The sequence below is a fragment of the Streptomyces sp. CA-288835 genome (assembly GCF_050936385.1).
In the GTDB taxonomy this organism is placed as follows: Bacteria; Actinomycetota; Actinomycetes; order Streptomycetales; family Streptomycetaceae; genus Streptomyces.
In genome coordinates this window covers 3790914-3805582 of the sequence record NZ_JBNJMW010000001.1, presented here as the reverse complement: position 1 = coordinate 3805582, position 14669 = coordinate 3790914, and the positions used below count along the sequence as shown (strand labels likewise).

Below are 14669 nucleotides of genomic sequence, written 5' to 3'. Positions count from 1 at the left end.
GTCCCCCAGTATCGGCCGGGGCACTGACATCGGGGCCGCCGCGCACTTTGGAGTTCCTTGAGAGTCATGGCGCTGCCGTGTCCACGCCCGCGTCCCGCCGTCGATGCTGAGCCGCAGGACCTGGGGGACCAACCGACCGACGACTAAGGAGCGTTGAGGCGTGGCGACATTGGCTCGGTGGTGCTATCGGCACCGGCTGGTGGTCCTGTTGCTGTGGGTGGGGGCCTTGTTCGGCGTGGGCTTCGCGGGTTCCGCCGCGGGCACGGACTACGCGAACAGCTTCTCCCTCCCGAACACGGACTCCACACGCGCGTACGACCTGATGGAGAAGGCCTTCCCGCAGAGTTCGGGCGACACCGACACGGTGGTGTGGAAGGTCGATGACGGGACGGTACGGGACGAGTCCGTACGCTCCCGGATCGAGCCCGCGCTCGAGGAGATCGGGCGCATGGAGGGCGTCGGCGAGGTCAGCAGCCCGTACGCCGCCCAAGGTGCCGCACAGATCAGTGAGAACGGGCGGATCGCCTACGCCCAGGTGACCTTCACCGAGCAGGCGAACAGCGTGCCCAAGGAACTCGTCGAGGACGTCGTCGACACGGCGCAGAACGCCGAACGCGCCGGTATCCAGGTGGAGTTGGGCGGCCAGGCGATCACCCGCGTCCAGGAGCCGCCCACGGGCATCGCCGAGCTGGTCGGCGTAGTGGCCGCGGCCGTGGTCCTCTTCGTCGCCTTCGGCTCGTTCTTCTCGATGCTGCTGCCGCTCGTCGTCGCGATCGCGGCGCTCGGTACGGGCCTGATGGCGACCTCGCTGCTCAGCCATGTCACCGACGTACCCGAAGTCGCCCCGCTGCTCGGCTCGTTGATCGGCCTCGGCGTCGGTATCGACTACGCGCTGTTCATCGTGACGCGGCACCGGAAGGGCATCCTGCGCGGGATGAAACCCGAGGAGGCGGCCGTCACGGCCCTCAACACCTCGGGCCGGGCGGTGCTGTTCGCGGGCGGCACGGTGTGCATCGCGCTCGCCGGAATGCTGGTGATGAACATGCGCTTCCTGGACGGCGTGGTCATCGCGACCTCGCTGACGGTCGTCCTGAGCGTCCTGGCCGCGACGACCCTGCTGCCCGCGCTCCTGGGACTGCTCGGCATGCGTGTCCTCAGCCGCAGGCAGCGGCGCCGGCTCGCCGCCGCGGGACCGGAGTCCGAGGAGGCCAGCGGCCTCGCCGCACGCTGGTCCGTGTTCGTCGAGAGGCGCCCGCGCTCGGTCGCCGTCACGGCACTGGTCGCGATGGTGATCCTGGCGCTGCCCGTCCTGTCGCTCCGGCTCGGCGCCACCGACCAGGGCAACCATCAGGAGTCGACGACCACACGACAGGCGTACGACCTGCTCGCCGAGGGCTTCGGGCCGGGCTTCAACGGCCCGCTCCAGGTGGTCGCGGAACGCGGTGACACGGACGCGCTCGTCTCGGCGATCCGCGAGACGGAGGGTGTCGCTCAGGTCGTCGCCGCGCCGCCCGCCCAGGGCATCACGGTGATCCAGGTCGTGCCGACCACATCACCGCAGTCCGAGCAGACCGACCAGCTCATCGACCGGCTGCGCGACGACGTGATCCCAGGGTCCGGGACCGAGGCCCATGTGGGCGGAGTGACCGCCATCTTCAAGGACTTCGCATCCGTGACCGGCGAACGGCTGCCGTACTTCATCGCGGCGATCATCACGCTCGGTTTCCTGCTCCTCCTTGTGGCCTTCCGCTCCCTGGTGGTGCCGCTTACGGCCGCCCTGATGAACCTGATCGCCGCGGCAGCGTCCTTCGGTGTGCTGGTGGCGATCTTCCAGTGGGGCTGGGGTACGGAACTCCTCGGCGTCGGCAAGGAGGGGCCGATCACCGCCTTCCTGCCGGTCATCATGCTGTCGCTGCTCTTCGGGTTGTCGATGGACTATCAGGTGTTCCTGGTGAGCCGAATGCACGAGGAGTGGGTGCACACCAAGGACAACGCGCGGGCGGTTCGGGTCGGTCTCGCCGAGACCAGCCGGGTCATCAACTGCGCCGCCCTGATCATGATCTGCGTCTTCTCTGCCTTCGTGCTCAGCGGTGACATGGAGGGCGCGATGGCGGGCATCGGGCTGGCCGCGGCGGTCGCACTCGACGCGTTCATCCTGCGTACGGCACTGGTGCCGGCCGCGATGCACCTCCTGGGGAACTCCAACTGGTGGCTGCCGGACTGGCTGGAGAAGCGGCTGCCGCATCTCGCGGTGGAGCCGCGGGAGGAGGCCCTTGAGGTCGGCGGGGCCACCGTGGCCGCCGAAAACGTGCCCCACGCGCGCGTGCCCGACGACAAGGCGCACTCCACCGTGGTCCACGGCTTCGTGCGCGGCGCTGACGGGGAGCCGGTCGAGGGCGCCGTACTGACCCTGCACTCCCAGGGCGGCGGCCTCCGGCTGGACCGGGTGACCTCGCTGGCCGACGGCTCGTACATCGTCTCGGTGCCCGGGCCGGGTTCGTACCTCCTGTCGGCCATGGCTGCCGGGCATGCCGCACTGGCCCGCCATATGACGGTGGGAGACGGTGCGCTGGTGTACGACGTGGAGCTGGCGGAGGACGAGGTGGACGCGGTGAACTGACCGCTACTGGCCGCTGGTCGCCCGCTCATGTGCTCGGCGAGGAGGCCCAAGTCCCTTACGGATTGGGCCTCTTCGTCGTGTCCTGGGCGGGCTTCTTCTTCGGATTCTTCGGATCGGGCAGTGCGTTCGTCATGCCCGGCAGGAAGTCCGTGAACAGTTCGTGCACCTCGCGGACCAGGGGCCGCAGCGTGCGGAAGCGGGCCAGGGAGATGCCCAGGGCGGTGAGGCGGGCGCCGCGTTCGGCGAGGCGGTAGCTGCGTTCGCGGCCTTCGGTGCGGTCGAAGACCCAGTACAGGACGAGCCCCATCTGGGAGAGCCACAGCAACTCGGGGAGGATGTCTCTCAGTTCGGCCGGAACCTTGGCCTTGGAGCCGCTCAGTACCTCTCGGCAGACGCCGATCGCCTGCACGCGCGCGTGCTCCGACTCCGGCGAGAAGGGGCTGAGCGGGCTGTCGGGGTCGGCGGCGTTCTTGAAGAACTGCACCGCGAACTCGTGGTAGGGCTCGGCGACGTCCAGCCACGCCTTGAGAATCCCGGCGAACCGGGCCTCCAGCCCCGTCTCGCTCTCCAGGATGGCCCGGACCGCCACCTGGTGTTCGGCGCCGATCCGGTCGTAGAAGCCCTGGATCAGGTGCTCCTTGCCGGCGAAGTAGTAGTACGCGTTCCCGACGGAGACCCCGGCCTCCTTGGCGATGGCCCGCATCGTCGTCTTGTCGTAACCCCGCTCCTGGAACAGCCGCATCGCCGTCTCCAGGATGAGGGCACGCGTCTGCTCGCTCTTGGCGGGCGTACGGGATGGGCGCGGTTCCTGTGAGCCCGCGGACCCATCCGCACTCGTACTGTCTTTCGCTGCTGGCACGAGGACAGAGCCTAGGCGCTCCGCTGGGAGAGCGGTTCGAAGAGGGTTCGTTAGCGGCTGCGGGGTCGTCTTGGCTGGTCGCTCCCCCACTCTCGGCTTCGCTCGAGCGGGGGGACCCCCATCGCGGCGGAGCCGCATATGTCACAGCCCCGCGCCCCTGGGGGGGCATGCGCATCTCCGCAAGTCTGTGCGCGCGCCTCGGCCACCATGCGCCGGGCGCCCACGGTGATGTCTTCGAGGTCATCGGTGTCGAAGACCTCGTGCTTGACCTCGTCCCAGGAGTGGAAGCTGGTCACTTCGGTTCCTCCTTCTTCCGGCGCCGGGCCAGGTGGTCCAGCCACTCTGGCTCTGGGCCTAGTAGACCCTGAGCCGACGCCCAGCTCAGGCCTCGCAGCCGCCCGCGCGGTGCGTGCTCACGGTGATGTCGTCCAGGCGGATGTCGTACGACGGCGGTGTGGGGTCGGACTGGTAGAGCTGCCAGCCGAGCTTCAGTTTGTTGAAGGTGGGGAAGACGAAGTCGTCGTCTGTGCCGCCGTGGTTGTTGGTGGAGACCGTCAGGTCGGGCTGTTCGACGCCGTCGAGGTAGACCGTGACTCGGTTGTCCGTGGCGTCCAGGTGGAACTCGGCGCACTGCCACTTTCCGGCCGTTGCGGGGGAGGAGGTCTTCCAGGCGGTCCAGTCGCCGGTGGGGCCCAGATCCGAACCTACGCCCCAGAAGTTGCCCTTGTCGGTGGGGGCGTACTGGCCGCCGAGTGGGCGGACCAGGGTGGGGGAGTCGGAGCCGGAGGCCTCCGCGATGGTCCAGTGGGCCCAGTCGGGGGCCGTGGGGAAGTCGGCCACTCGTAGGCGCAGGCGGGCCCACGCGCTGTTGCCGGGGAGGGTGAGGTCGTCGAGGACGAGGAAGGCGCGGCCGTTGCCCTCCGTACGGATACGGAGTTCGCGGCCGTGGCCGGTGGTGCTCGGCGCGACGGTCAGCGTGCCTCCCTCCGCGTCGGTGGTCCAGCCGCGGCCCTCGGTGACGGGGCCGAGGGGGAGGCGGTCGAAGTTCTCCCGTACGAGCGTGCCGTACGTGCTGTGCGTGTCGTGCGGGGCGGGGCCTGCCGAGGCCGTTGGGGGTATCGCGAGCAGCAGCGCGGTGGCGGCTGCCAGCGCGGCGGCGGTGTTCCTCAGGGGTGCCAGGGGTGCCATGGGCCCAGTCTGTAACAGGCGTCCCCTCAGCCACAGCAACTCGACCTGCGTGCGCGGAAGTTGTGAGATCGGTGCAACCACCCGTACGGGCAGCACGTGGTCATTTGTACGGGCAAGTCGCAACCCAGGCTGGCCGTCGCCAGGTTCAGCCTGACAACATGACGAGCGGTCGTGTCTATTTTTCGCGTCCCGGGTCAACCGGAGCACCGGAACACAGGAGTCGTCGCCTTGACTGAGCAGCCCCCGCAGCCCCCCAACCAGCCGCCGGGGTACGGGTATCCGAACGCCAACCCCAATCCGGGGCCGGGGCAGAACCCGTATGCCGGCGAGCCGCCGAAGGGCCCGTACCAGCAGGCGGGGCCGTATCAGCAGCAGCCCGGCTACGGATACCCGCAGGGCGGCGGCTACCCGCAGGGCAGCGGCTACCCGCCGCCGGGTGCCATGCCGCCGCAGCCCGGCATGTACACCGGTGACCCGAACGCCCTGTACGGCTACGACCCCTACGGGCGGCCGTACTCCGACAAGTCGAAGGTCGTCGCCGGAGTGCTCCAGCTGACGCTGGGGTCGCTGGGCATCGGCCGGTTCTACATCGGCCACGTGGGGATCGGTATCGCCCAGCTCTTCACCTGCGGTGGGCTTGGCATCTGGGCTCTGATCGACGGCATCATCCTGCTGACCGGCAGCAACAACACGGACGCCCAGGGGCGGATCCTGCGTGGCTGAGTACGGATCCGCGCCCGGATCCGTACTGCGGCACCCGGCGACGGCGCCACTTGCCGTGTTCGTCGCCGGGGTCGCCGGTGCCTGGTATCTCTACGGCACCGATCCGCACGAGCCGGGGCATCTGCTGCCGCAATGCCCCTTCCGGGTCGTCACCGGGCTGCTGTGCCCGGCCTGCGGCGGGACTCGCATGGTGTATGACCTGATGCACGGTCACCTCAGCGCCGCGTGGCACGACAACCGGCTTCTGCTGCTGGCTTCGCCGTTTGCGCTGGCCCTGCTTGGCCGGTGGGCCGTCGAGGGCCTGCGCGGCCGACGGTGGCGGCCTGAACTCGGCCGTGTCGCCCAGGCGTTGGTGCTTGTTGTGGCGGTTGCATGGACCGTGGTCCGCAACCTGCACTGAGCGCTCCGCTGGACATGGAGTTCGACTGCGGGCACGTCGTGGCTGGTCGCGCCCACGCGGCGGAGCCGCAAATTGAAACAGCCCCGCGCCCCTGAAGGGGCGCGTTTCCCTGGCGCCCGCCTGAAGAGGTGCGCCCACGCGGTCGAGCCGTAAACGACGTTGCTCCGCCGTCCTGAAGGGACTCACACCGGACTTCGGTAAGTGTCAAGTGACCTTTCAGTCAAGGGTTACGGAACGAATACGATCACCTCACCCGTCTCGCTCCACCCCCTCCGCCCCCCTAGGCTTCATGATCCGCAGGGGGAACGAGCACATGCGCATGCGTGCGGTTTGTTGCGGGATTTTCTCCTGCGTACCGCTCGGAACATTCCGTTCCGCAATCCTCTGTATGCCAGGAGCAAACTCGCATGTCTGTCCCCACCCCTGACGCCCCGTTCGGTTTCGACCCGCAGGGTCGGCCGTACTCCGACAAGTCCAAGGTCGTCGCGGGCGTTCTCCAGCTCTTCCTGGGCGGCTTTGGCATCGGCCGTTTCTACGTCGGTTCCGTCGGCGTGGGCGTCGCTCAGCTGCTCACCTGTGGTGGGCTCGGCATCTGGGCTCTGATCGACGCGATCCTGTTCTTCACGAGCAACGACCGCACCGACAAGGATGGCCGGGTCCTGCGCGGCTGACACGCAGCTCAGGCTGACACCCGCTCACAGCCCGCAGTACGCCGAGGGCCCCGTCTCCACCGGGAGACGGGGCCCTCGTACGCGCGGAACTCAGTACAGGAACTCGGTACAGGAACTCAGTAACGGCGAGTGATCAGCGCCCGCTTCACTTCCTGGATCGCCTTCGTGACCTCGATCCCGCGCGGACAGGCGTCCGTACAGTTGAACGTCGTACGGCAACGCCACACGCCGTCCTTGTCGTTGAGGATCTCCAGCCGCTGCTCACCGGCCTCGTCACGCGAGTCGAAGATGAAGCGGTGGGCGTTCACGATCGCGGCCGGGCCGAAGTACTGGCCGTCGTTCCAGAACACCGGGCACGAGGACGTGCAGGCGGCGCACAGGATGCACTTCGTCGTGTCGTCGAAGCGCTCACGGTCCTCGGCGGACTGCAGACGCTCGCGCGTCGGCTCGTTGGTGTCCTTCGTGATCAGGAAGGGCATCACATCGCGGAACGCCTGGAAGAACGGCTCCATGTCGACCACGAGGTCCTTCAGGACCGTAAGCCCCTTGATGGGCTCGACCGTGATCGGCTTCTCGGGGCTGATGTCCTTGATCAGGGTCTTGCACGCGAGCCGGTTCTTGCCGTTGATCCGCATGGCGTCCGAGCCGCAGATGCCGTGGGCGCAGGAGCGGCGGAACGTCAGCGTCCCGTCCATGTCCCACTTGATCTTGTGCAGCGCGTCGAGGACGCGCTCCTTCGGGTCGATCTCGACCTGGAAGTCCTCCCAGGTCGCCTCCGCGGAGATCTCCGAGTTGAAGCGGCGGATCCGGAAGGTGACCGTGATGTACGGGGAGTCGGCGAAGCCCGGCTCAGGCTTGGCGTCTTCCTTCTCGAGGGTCGGGGTTGCCATCAGTACTTACGCTCCATCGGCTGGTAGCGGGTCTGGACGACCGGCTTGTAGTCGAGCCGGATCGACTCGGTGCCGTCGTCGCCCACCGCGCGGTACGCCATGGTGTGGCGCATGAAGTTGACGTCGTCGCGGTTCGGGTAGTCCTCGCGGTAGTGACCACCGCGCGACTCCTTGCGGGCCAGCGCGGAGACGGCCATGACCTCGGCGAGGTCGAGCAGGTTGCCCAGCTCGATGGCCTCCAGGAGGTCGGTGTTGAACCGCTTGCCCTTGTCCTGGACCGAGACGTTCTTGAAGCGGGCACGCAGTTCGGCGAGCTTCTCGACCGCCGTCTTGATGGTCTGCTCCGTACGGAACACCATCACGTTGGCGTCCATCGTCTCCTGGAGCTCGCGGCGCAGCTCGGACACCCGCTCGGTGCCGGTCGAGTCGCGCAGCATCTCGACCTGACCGATCACGAACTCCGCCGGGTTCTCCGGCAGTTCGACGAACTCGGCCTTCTGGGAGTAGTCCGCCGCGGCGATCCCGGCCCGCTTGCCGAATACGTTGATGTCGAGCAGCGAGTTGGTGCCCAGCCGGTTCGCGCCGTGCACCGAAACGCAGGCGACCTCGCCGGCCGCGTACAGGCCCGGTACGACCGTGGTGTTGTCGAGCAGCACCTCACCCTCGACGTTCGTCGGGATGCCGCCCATCGCGTAGTGCGCGGTGGGCTGGATCGGGATCGGGTCGGTGTACGGCTCGATGCCCAGGTACGTACGGGCGAACTCGGTGATGTCCGGGAGCTTGGCGTCGAGCTGCTCCGGCGGGAGGTGCGTGAGGTCGAGGTAGACGTGGTCGCCCTCGGGGCCGCAGCCACGGCCCTCGCGGATCTCCGTGTAGATGGACCGCGAGACGACGTCACGCGAGGCGAGGTCCTTCATGACCGGCGCGTACTTCTCCATGAAGCGCTCGCCGTCCTTGTTGCGGAGGATGCCGCCCTCACCGCGGGCGCCCTCCGTCAGCAGGATGCCCATGCGCCAGATGCCGGTCGGGTGGAACTGGAAGAACTCCATGTCCTCCAGCGGAATGCCCCGCCGGTACACGGCCGCCTGGCCGTCACCGGTCAGCGTGTGCGCGTTCGACGTCACCTTGAAGAACTTGCCGCAGCCGCCGGACGCGTAGACCACGGCCTTCGCCTGGAAGATGTGGATCTCGCCGGTCGCCAGCTCGTACGCGACCACGCCCGCCGACTTCTTGACGCCGTCGACCTCGGTGATCAGCTGGTCCAGGACGTAGAACTCGTTGAAGAACTCCACGCCGTGCTTGACGCAGTTCTGGTACAGCGTCTGGAGGATCATGTGGCCGGTGCGGTCGGCCGCGTAGCAGGACCGGCGGACCGGGGCCTCGCCGTGGTTGCGGCTGTGACCGCCGAAGCGGCGCTGGTCGATGGTGCCGTTCGGCGTGCGGTTGAACGGCAGGCCCATCTTCTCCAGGTCGAGGACCGAGTCGATGGCCTCCTTCGCCAGGATCTCGGCGGCGTCCTGGTCGACCAGGTAGTCACCGCCCTTGACCGTGTCGAAGGTGTGCCACTCCCAGTTGTCCTCCTCCACGTTCGCCAGCGCGGCGGCCATACCGCCCTGCGCGGCGCCCGTGTGGGAGCGGGTCGGGTAGAGCTTGGTCAGCACCGCGGTCCGGCTGCGCTTCGTCGACTCGATGGCGGCGCGCATGCCGGCGCCACCCGCGCCGACGATGACTGTGTCGTACTTGTGGATCTTCATTGGTCTCGTAGCCCCGGATCTAGCGGATGTTCGGGTCGAAGGTGAAGATCACCAGCGTGCCCAGCAGGATGGTGAACACCGTGGCGGTGTAGAGCAGGCCCTTGAGCCACAGCCGGGTGTTCGGCCGCTCCGCGTAGTCGTTGATGACCGTACGCAGACCGTTGGCGCCGTGCAGCATCGCCAGCCACAGCATCAGCAGGTCCCAGGTCTGCCACCAGGGCGAGGCCCAGCGGCCGGCCACGAAGGCGAAGCCGATCTTGGAGACGCCGCCGTCGAGGACGAGCTGGATCAGCAGGTGGCCGATGACCAGGACGACCAGGACGATGCCGGACAGCCGCATGAACAGCCATGCGGCCATCTCGAAGTTGCCACGGGTCGACTTGGGGGTCTTCTTGGTGCGCTGCCGCGGGGCCTCGATGTACGGCGCCGGGTTGTCGACGCTGTACGCCAGCTCGCCCGCGCCTTCGACGGGGCCGATGCCGGAGGCGGCACTCTTCTCAGTAGTGGACATCAGGCTCAGCTCCCGAGGACTTCGCGGACGGCGTGGCCGAGAACCGGGTACAGCGCCCCGATCATCAGCACGACCCAGATGCCCATGACCGTCCAGAACATCTGCTTCTGGTAGCGCGGGCCCTTGGACCAGAAGTCGACGGCGATGACCCGCAGACCGTTGAGCGCGTGGAAGAGGATCGCGGCGACGAGGCCGTACTCCAGCAGCGCGACGATCGGCGTCTTGTAGGTGGCTACGACGTTGTCGTAGTCCTCGGGGGAGACACGGACGAGAGCGGTGTCCAGCACGTGGACGAACAGGAAGAAGAAGATGAGGACGCCGGTGACTCGATGAGCCACCCAGGACCACATTCCTTCCCGGCCGCGGTACAGCGTTCCAGCCGGCACGGAATTTCCTCCGGGAGCGGGGATCGGGGCCGCGCCGGCTTGTGCTGTCGGTCGGGCCCGGCCGGGTACGGTCCACCGGCCCTGGCCATCGTAGCGACGTGCTGTCGGGATGCTTACAGCGGGCCTACCCGATGTGATCCAAAAGGCACCGGTCGGCTACCGAGGGAGGGGCGCCCCCGCACGGGCCATACGCGACAGGCGCCCTCTGGCAAGGCCCCGCAGCTCCTCCGCCGTGAGGCAACGTTCCTCCTCGGGATCGTTCGCCAAACGTGACCGGATGGCGGCGAGCACCTGGTCGAGAGCTTCCTCGGGGGACATGTCGTCGAGGCAGATGATGAACACATGGCCGAAGCGGGCCTCGTACGCCGCGTGGGCCGCGCTCAGGGCCGTATGGGCCACGGACTGGGCGTCGGCGGGGATCTGCGGGAGGGGCTCGCGGGCCAGGGCCTCGGAGACGTCGGCGGGAGACAGGTCGTACGCCGCCTCGTCGGCCGCGGCGAGCAGGGCGGCCAGGTCCGGATAAGGGCGGTGGGCGGCGAGGCGGCGGGCCCAGCGGTGGCTGCCGCAGCAGGCGAGCAGGGCCCGTTCGGCCGCTTCAGCGGGTGCGGCGTTGAACCGCTCCAGGCCTGTGGGGCTCGGTCTGGAGCGGGTCTGCCCGGGCAGGGCGACGACCTGCCCGAAGTGGCGAGAAGGACGGTGCGAAGGCAGCGTGGGTTCCTCGGCGGTTCGGTGAAGCTCCTGTGGGTGCCTCACGTATGAAACGGGAGTGGATCAAGTGTGAGATGTGACGTTCACGCTATCGAGGCTGACGGAAGGTGTCCGTCGGATGCCCGAATTTCACCCGGACGGCAGAGTTTCGGATCGTGTGGTGGACGGTGGCGTGGTGAGCTGAGGGCCTGGGTCAAGACCAGGATTACGGGGGCACGAGCAAGGCAAATGATTGGGTGATCTGTGGTGAACGGGCGTAGGCGCCGGGCGATGACGGGCTGGAAGGCCCAGCTGTCCGGGAGCCAGAGGCCTCTGTTGGTCGGGACCGGAGTGACCGTGGCGGCCGCCGCGGCCCTGACGGTCTCTCTGTGGCCGAACGGGGGAAACTCCGCGATGACACAGCAGCCCACCGACCCGCCCGCGGCCTCGCCGTCCCCCAGCCGTACGTATCCGATGTCGACGACGCCGCGGACGATCCCGGCCGTACGCGAGCACACCCCCGCCCGCGGACCCGGCTGGCGTCCGGCCGGGGCCAGCCGCGTGGTCGTGAACGACGCCGACCTCGCGGACGAAGGGCGGCTGCTCGCCGGGGAGCTGAAGCTCCGGTACGCGGGGACAGGCGAGGCCCGCGCCGGGGACGTACAACTGGCGCTCACCGACGAGAAGGCCGGAGCCGAGTCGTACACGATGGCTGTCAGGGACGGGCGGGTGCGGATCAGCGGGCCCGCCGACGCAGGCGTGTTCTACGGGACGCGCACCCTCAAGCAGGCGGTGCGGGCGGACGGTGCGGCGCCCGAGGGGGTCGTACGGGACAGTCCGGCGAAGCCGCAGCGCGGGTTCATGCTGGACATCGCGCGCAAGCACTTCACGGCCGGGTGGATCGAGGACCGGATCCGCGAGCTGGGGGACCTGAAGTACAACCAGCTCGGCCTGCACTTCTCCGACGACCAGGGCTTCCGGATCGAGTCCGACAAGCACCCCGAGGTCGTCTCGGAGCAGCATCTGACCAAGGCCGAGGTGCGCCGCATCCTCGACCTCGCCGCGAGCCGGCACATCACCGTCGTCCCCGAGATCGACTCGCCGGGCCACCTGGGTGCGGTGCTCGACGCCCACCCCGAGCTGCAGTTGCGCAGCGCGAGCGGTTCTGCCCCGCAGGGGACCGTCGACATCTCCAAGCCCGCCGCGGCGGTCCTCGTGGACGAGCTGCTGAACGAGTACGCGGAGCTGTTTCCCGGGCGGTACTGGCACCTCGGCGCCGACGAGTACCGGGCGCTGATGGTCTCCAACCCCGAGGCGACCTATCCGCAGCTGGCCGCGGCCGCGCAGAAGAAGTACGGGGCGAACGCGGGCGTCGCGGACCTGGCGACCGGCTGGCTCAACGACCGCGCCAAGCTGATGCGGGGGCACGACCGGACGACGCGGGCCTGGAACGACGGCTTCTTCGCCGGGGGTGCCGTCCAGCCCGCCGACGACATCCAGGTCGCGTACTGGACGGGCAAGGAGATCGGCGCCCGTGAGCCGGCCGAGTATCTGCGGGCGGGCCGCGAGGTGATCAACTACAACGACGAGTTCCTCTACTACGTCCTCGGCCAGCCCAACCAGTTCGTCTACCCCACCGGCCAGCGCATCTACGAGCAGTGGACCCCCCTCGTCCTGCGTGGCACGACCCCGGTCTCCAAGGAGTATGACGACCAAATCCTCGGCGGCTCCTTCGCGGTCTGGTGCGATCTCGCGAACTCTCAGACCCAGGACCAGGTGGCCTCGGGGATCCGGATGCCGGTGCGGGCGCTGGGGCAGAAGCTGTGGGATCCGCGGACGCCGGGAGCGTCATGGGGTGAGTTCACCGAACTGGCTCAGAAGCTGGGCTGATGCCGAGTCGGTGCGGTTGGGATGAGTTGACCGTTTAGGTAGCGAACGGTCGTGCGACTGTGATGGATTTGAGCCCGAGAAGATCCGCGATGCCGGGGGAGCCGGAATGGGTTACTGGGGGTACTACGTCGTCGGCAAGAGCGAGTCACCACTCGCCGAGCTGGACGCGTTGGCGGAGGCCAAGGGGCTGACGCTGCACGAGAGGGCCGACGACGGCTGGCAGGTCTGGGAGTACCCGATCGAGGACGGCACCGGTGATGTCGGGAGCATGAGCCACCTCGCTCAGGAGACGGGCGCGCCCGCGCTCTTCGGGTACGTCATGGACAGTGCCTGCGTGATCGTCGAGGCCGCCGCGCCGGAGAGCGTGGCGTGGACGACCTGCCTGGCGCGGGACGCGATGGCCGGTTATGTGGGGGATGCCGAGAACGGGCTGACGGTCGAGGACTACTTCCTTGAGCCGCGCGACGCCGCCGAGCGGGCGGTGGCCTGGGCCGCAGCGGCGGGCCGTACGGCGGAGGAGGAGCAGCTTCTCGAGGTGTTCACGGCGGACGCGGACCCGTCGGCCGAGATGCTCTTCTTCCAGTTCCTGGACCGGCTCGGGGTGATGCGCGGCTGAGTGGCGGCCAGATCCGGCCACTCCGTACTGTGACGCTCTGGCCACGGAGGACGCAGTAAGGGGAAGTGCGGGCTCCGCAACAAGAGGCGCCCCACCGTAGGGAGGCGTGGATGAGCCTGGTGGAACTGATCGCTCAGGCCGACGAACGCGGTCTCGCCGCCAGCGGTCTGGCATGCCTGGACCGCTGCATACCCTTGCTGGGCGGTGACGACGAGGTACTGCGCCCGCTGTGGGCGAGCCTCGCCGAGGGCGCGGAGGCCGGGAACTGGGGCGAGCGCGTGGAGCGGGCCCGGGCGGAGCTGGACGCCTCTCAGGCTCCGGATGCCCTGGAAGCCTCCGAGGGCGAGGCCGCCGCGCTCGCCCATCGCATGCTCGACGCCGCGCCCGTGGAGCGCTCCGCCGAGAACCTGCGCGAATGGGCCGACGCCTGCTCCGTAGCCGCCCTCCAGGTGCACCGGCTGCTGGACGCCGCGGACGACGGCGCGGCCTCGGTGTCGGCCCGCCGCGAGGGCCGTACGCAGGACATGTCGCCCCTCGTCGCCGCCGAACTGCGCCGCCAGATCGCCATACTCGAACTGCTGTCCGGCGGCGGCGCCGCGAGTCTGCGGCAGGCGCTTGACCTGTCGACGGAGGGGCGGCGCGTATTGCGCGCGGTCGTGTCCCGGCGGGCCCGCGGGCGGGTCTGAGAGGCGACCTCAGAAGGCTGCCCCATATGTGTGCGCTGTGACATTTCTGGACGTCCCGGCGCTGATCGTCTCGGGGGGCAGGCCCAGGGCACGCCTTCGAGGTGATCCATGACGCGTGGCGCGGATCTCGGTACGAACTCGGTGCGAACGAGGACAGTGTTGGGCCAGGCAGGCGAACCCCGCCGCGGACAGGCGGCCGACGGGGAACTGGGCATGGCCGTCGCGCGGGCGCAGGAGGGCGACGAGGACGCCTTCTCGGTCGCGTACCGGCTGGTGCAGCCCGGACTGCTCGGCTATCTGCGCGGCCTGGTCGGCGATGACGCGGAGGACGTGGCCTCGGACGCCTGGCTGGAAATCGCCCGGGATCTGGGGCGGTTCCGCGGGGACGGCGCCGGATTCCGCGGCTGGACCGCGACCATCGCCCGGCACCGGGCGCTCGACCATCTGCGGCGGCAGAAGACCCGGCCGCGGCCGTCGGCGCTGGAACAGGACGTCCTCGGACTCCCCGGCGGACACGACACACACGAGCAGGCGCTGGAGACCATCTCCACGGAGCACGCCCTGGAGCTGGTCTCGCGACTGCCGCGCGACCAGGCCGAGGCCGTGCTGCTGCGGGTCGTGGTCGGCCTCGACGGTCCCGCCGCGGCGCGTGTGCTGGGCAAGCGCCCTGGAGCGGTACGTACTGCCGCATACCGGGGCTTGAAGACGCTTGCTCGCCAGTTGGGCGCCGAAGGTGTGACGGATGACGGCCCGAGGACGCTGGGGGAGTCGGGATGAACGGCAACCGA

At 68.9% G+C, this 14669-nt stretch carries 15 protein-coding genes; 8 read left to right on the top strand and 7 right to left on the bottom strand.

All coding sequences use genetic code 11. The features are described 5' to 3' along the window. Nucleotides 1-169: 169 nt before the first annotated feature. Complete coding sequence (locus ACQEVY_RS17065) at nucleotides 170-2620, top strand: MMPL family transporter (RefSeq protein WP_432955262.1); 2451 nt, start codon at nucleotides 170-172, stop codon at nucleotides 2618-2620. 55 nt (nucleotides 2621-2675) lie between these two features. Here ACQEVY_RS17065 and ACQEVY_RS17060 read toward each other — a convergent pair whose 3' ends face one another. Both ACQEVY_RS17060 and ACQEVY_RS17055 read right to left on the bottom strand, forming a co-directional pair. After that, complete coding sequence (locus ACQEVY_RS17060; protein ID WP_432949321.1) at nucleotides 2676-3479, bottom strand: TetR/AcrR family transcriptional regulator; 804 nt, start codon at nucleotides 3477-3479, stop codon at nucleotides 2676-2678. A 381-nt stretch (nucleotides 3480-3860) separates the two neighbouring features. After that, nucleotides 3861-4667, bottom strand: a complete 807-nt coding sequence (locus ACQEVY_RS17055; protein WP_432949319.1) for a hypothetical protein — start codon at nucleotides 4665-4667, stop codon at nucleotides 3861-3863. A gap of 228 nt (nucleotides 4668-4895) precedes the next feature. Between ACQEVY_RS17055 and ACQEVY_RS17050 the strand changes: the two genes are divergently transcribed. The 3 genes from ACQEVY_RS17050 to ACQEVY_RS17040 all read left to right on the top strand — a co-directional run bounded on the left by ACQEVY_RS17050 (nucleotide 4896) and on the right by ACQEVY_RS17040 (nucleotide 6461). Then, nucleotides 4896-5390, top strand: a complete 495-nt coding sequence (locus ACQEVY_RS17050; RefSeq protein ID WP_432949317.1) for a TM2 domain-containing protein — start codon at nucleotides 4896-4898, stop codon at nucleotides 5388-5390. Continuing rightward, entirely contained in the window at nucleotides 5383-5790 is a 408-nt protein-coding gene (locus tag ACQEVY_RS17045) for a DUF2752 domain-containing protein (protein ID WP_432949315.1), read from the top strand. Before ACQEVY_RS17050 ends, ACQEVY_RS17045 begins: the two co-directional genes overlap by 8 nt. A gap of 407 nt (nucleotides 5791-6197) precedes the next feature. After that, nucleotides 6198-6461, top strand: coding sequence for a TM2 domain-containing protein (locus ACQEVY_RS17040; RefSeq protein ID WP_432949313.1), 264 nt, complete (start codon nucleotides 6198-6200; stop codon nucleotides 6459-6461). A gap of 116 nt (nucleotides 6462-6577) precedes the next feature. Here the strand turns inward: ACQEVY_RS17040 and ACQEVY_RS17035 are convergent, their stop codons facing one another. From ACQEVY_RS17035 to ACQEVY_RS17015, 5 genes are all read right to left on the bottom strand, one after another. After that, entirely contained in the window at nucleotides 6578-7351 is a 774-nt protein-coding gene (locus ACQEVY_RS17035; protein WP_432949311.1) for a succinate dehydrogenase iron-sulfur subunit, read from the bottom strand. Further along, nucleotides 7351-9105 (bottom strand): succinate dehydrogenase flavoprotein subunit, encoded by a 1755-nt coding sequence (sdhA, locus tag ACQEVY_RS17030; protein WP_432949310.1) that lies wholly within the window; start codon nucleotides 9103-9105, stop codon nucleotides 7351-7353. Before sdhA ends, ACQEVY_RS17035 begins: the two co-directional genes overlap by 1 nt. Before the next feature lie 19 nt (nucleotides 9106-9124). Beyond that, a complete protein-coding gene (locus ACQEVY_RS17025; RefSeq protein WP_328769112.1) occupies nucleotides 9125-9616 on the bottom strand; it encodes a succinate dehydrogenase hydrophobic membrane anchor subunit in 492 nt (163 codons plus the stop codon). A 5-nt stretch (nucleotides 9617-9621) separates the two neighbouring features. Further along, nucleotides 9622-10002: a succinate dehydrogenase, cytochrome b556 subunit gene (gene sdhC, locus ACQEVY_RS17020; protein ID WP_432949307.1), complete on the bottom strand. Its 381-nt coding sequence runs from the start codon at nucleotides 10000-10002 to the stop codon at nucleotides 9622-9624. 156 nt (nucleotides 10003-10158) lie between these two features. Continuing rightward, nucleotides 10159-10665 carry a 2-oxo-4-hydroxy-4-carboxy-5-ureidoimidazoline decarboxylase gene (locus ACQEVY_RS17015; RefSeq protein ID WP_432955260.1) on the bottom strand — a complete coding sequence of 169 codons (507 nt, stop codon included), beginning with the start codon at nucleotides 10663-10665 and terminating at the stop codon, nucleotides 10159-10161. A 315-nt stretch (nucleotides 10666-10980) separates the two neighbouring features. Between ACQEVY_RS17015 and ACQEVY_RS17010 the strand changes: the two genes are divergently transcribed. The 4 genes from ACQEVY_RS17010 to ACQEVY_RS16995 all read left to right on the top strand — a co-directional run bounded on the left by ACQEVY_RS17010 (nucleotide 10981) and on the right by ACQEVY_RS16995 (nucleotide 14658). After that, nucleotides 10981-12579, top strand: coding sequence for a beta-N-acetylhexosaminidase (locus tag ACQEVY_RS17010; protein ID WP_432949305.1), 1599 nt, complete (start codon nucleotides 10981-10983; stop codon nucleotides 12577-12579). A gap of 106 nt (nucleotides 12580-12685) precedes the next feature. Continuing rightward, on the top strand, nucleotides 12686-13195 hold the full coding sequence (locus ACQEVY_RS17005; protein WP_328769109.1) for a hypothetical protein: 510 nt from the start codon (nucleotides 12686-12688) through the stop codon (nucleotides 13193-13195). Between the two features lie 110 nt (nucleotides 13196-13305). After that, complete coding sequence (locus ACQEVY_RS17000) at nucleotides 13306-13881, top strand: hypothetical protein (RefSeq protein WP_432949303.1); 576 nt, start codon at nucleotides 13306-13308, stop codon at nucleotides 13879-13881. A 159-nt stretch (nucleotides 13882-14040) separates the two neighbouring features. Then, complete coding sequence (locus ACQEVY_RS16995; RefSeq protein WP_328774113.1) at nucleotides 14041-14658, top strand: RNA polymerase sigma factor; 618 nt, start codon at nucleotides 14041-14043, stop codon at nucleotides 14656-14658. Nucleotides 14659-14669: the final 11 nt, after the last annotated feature.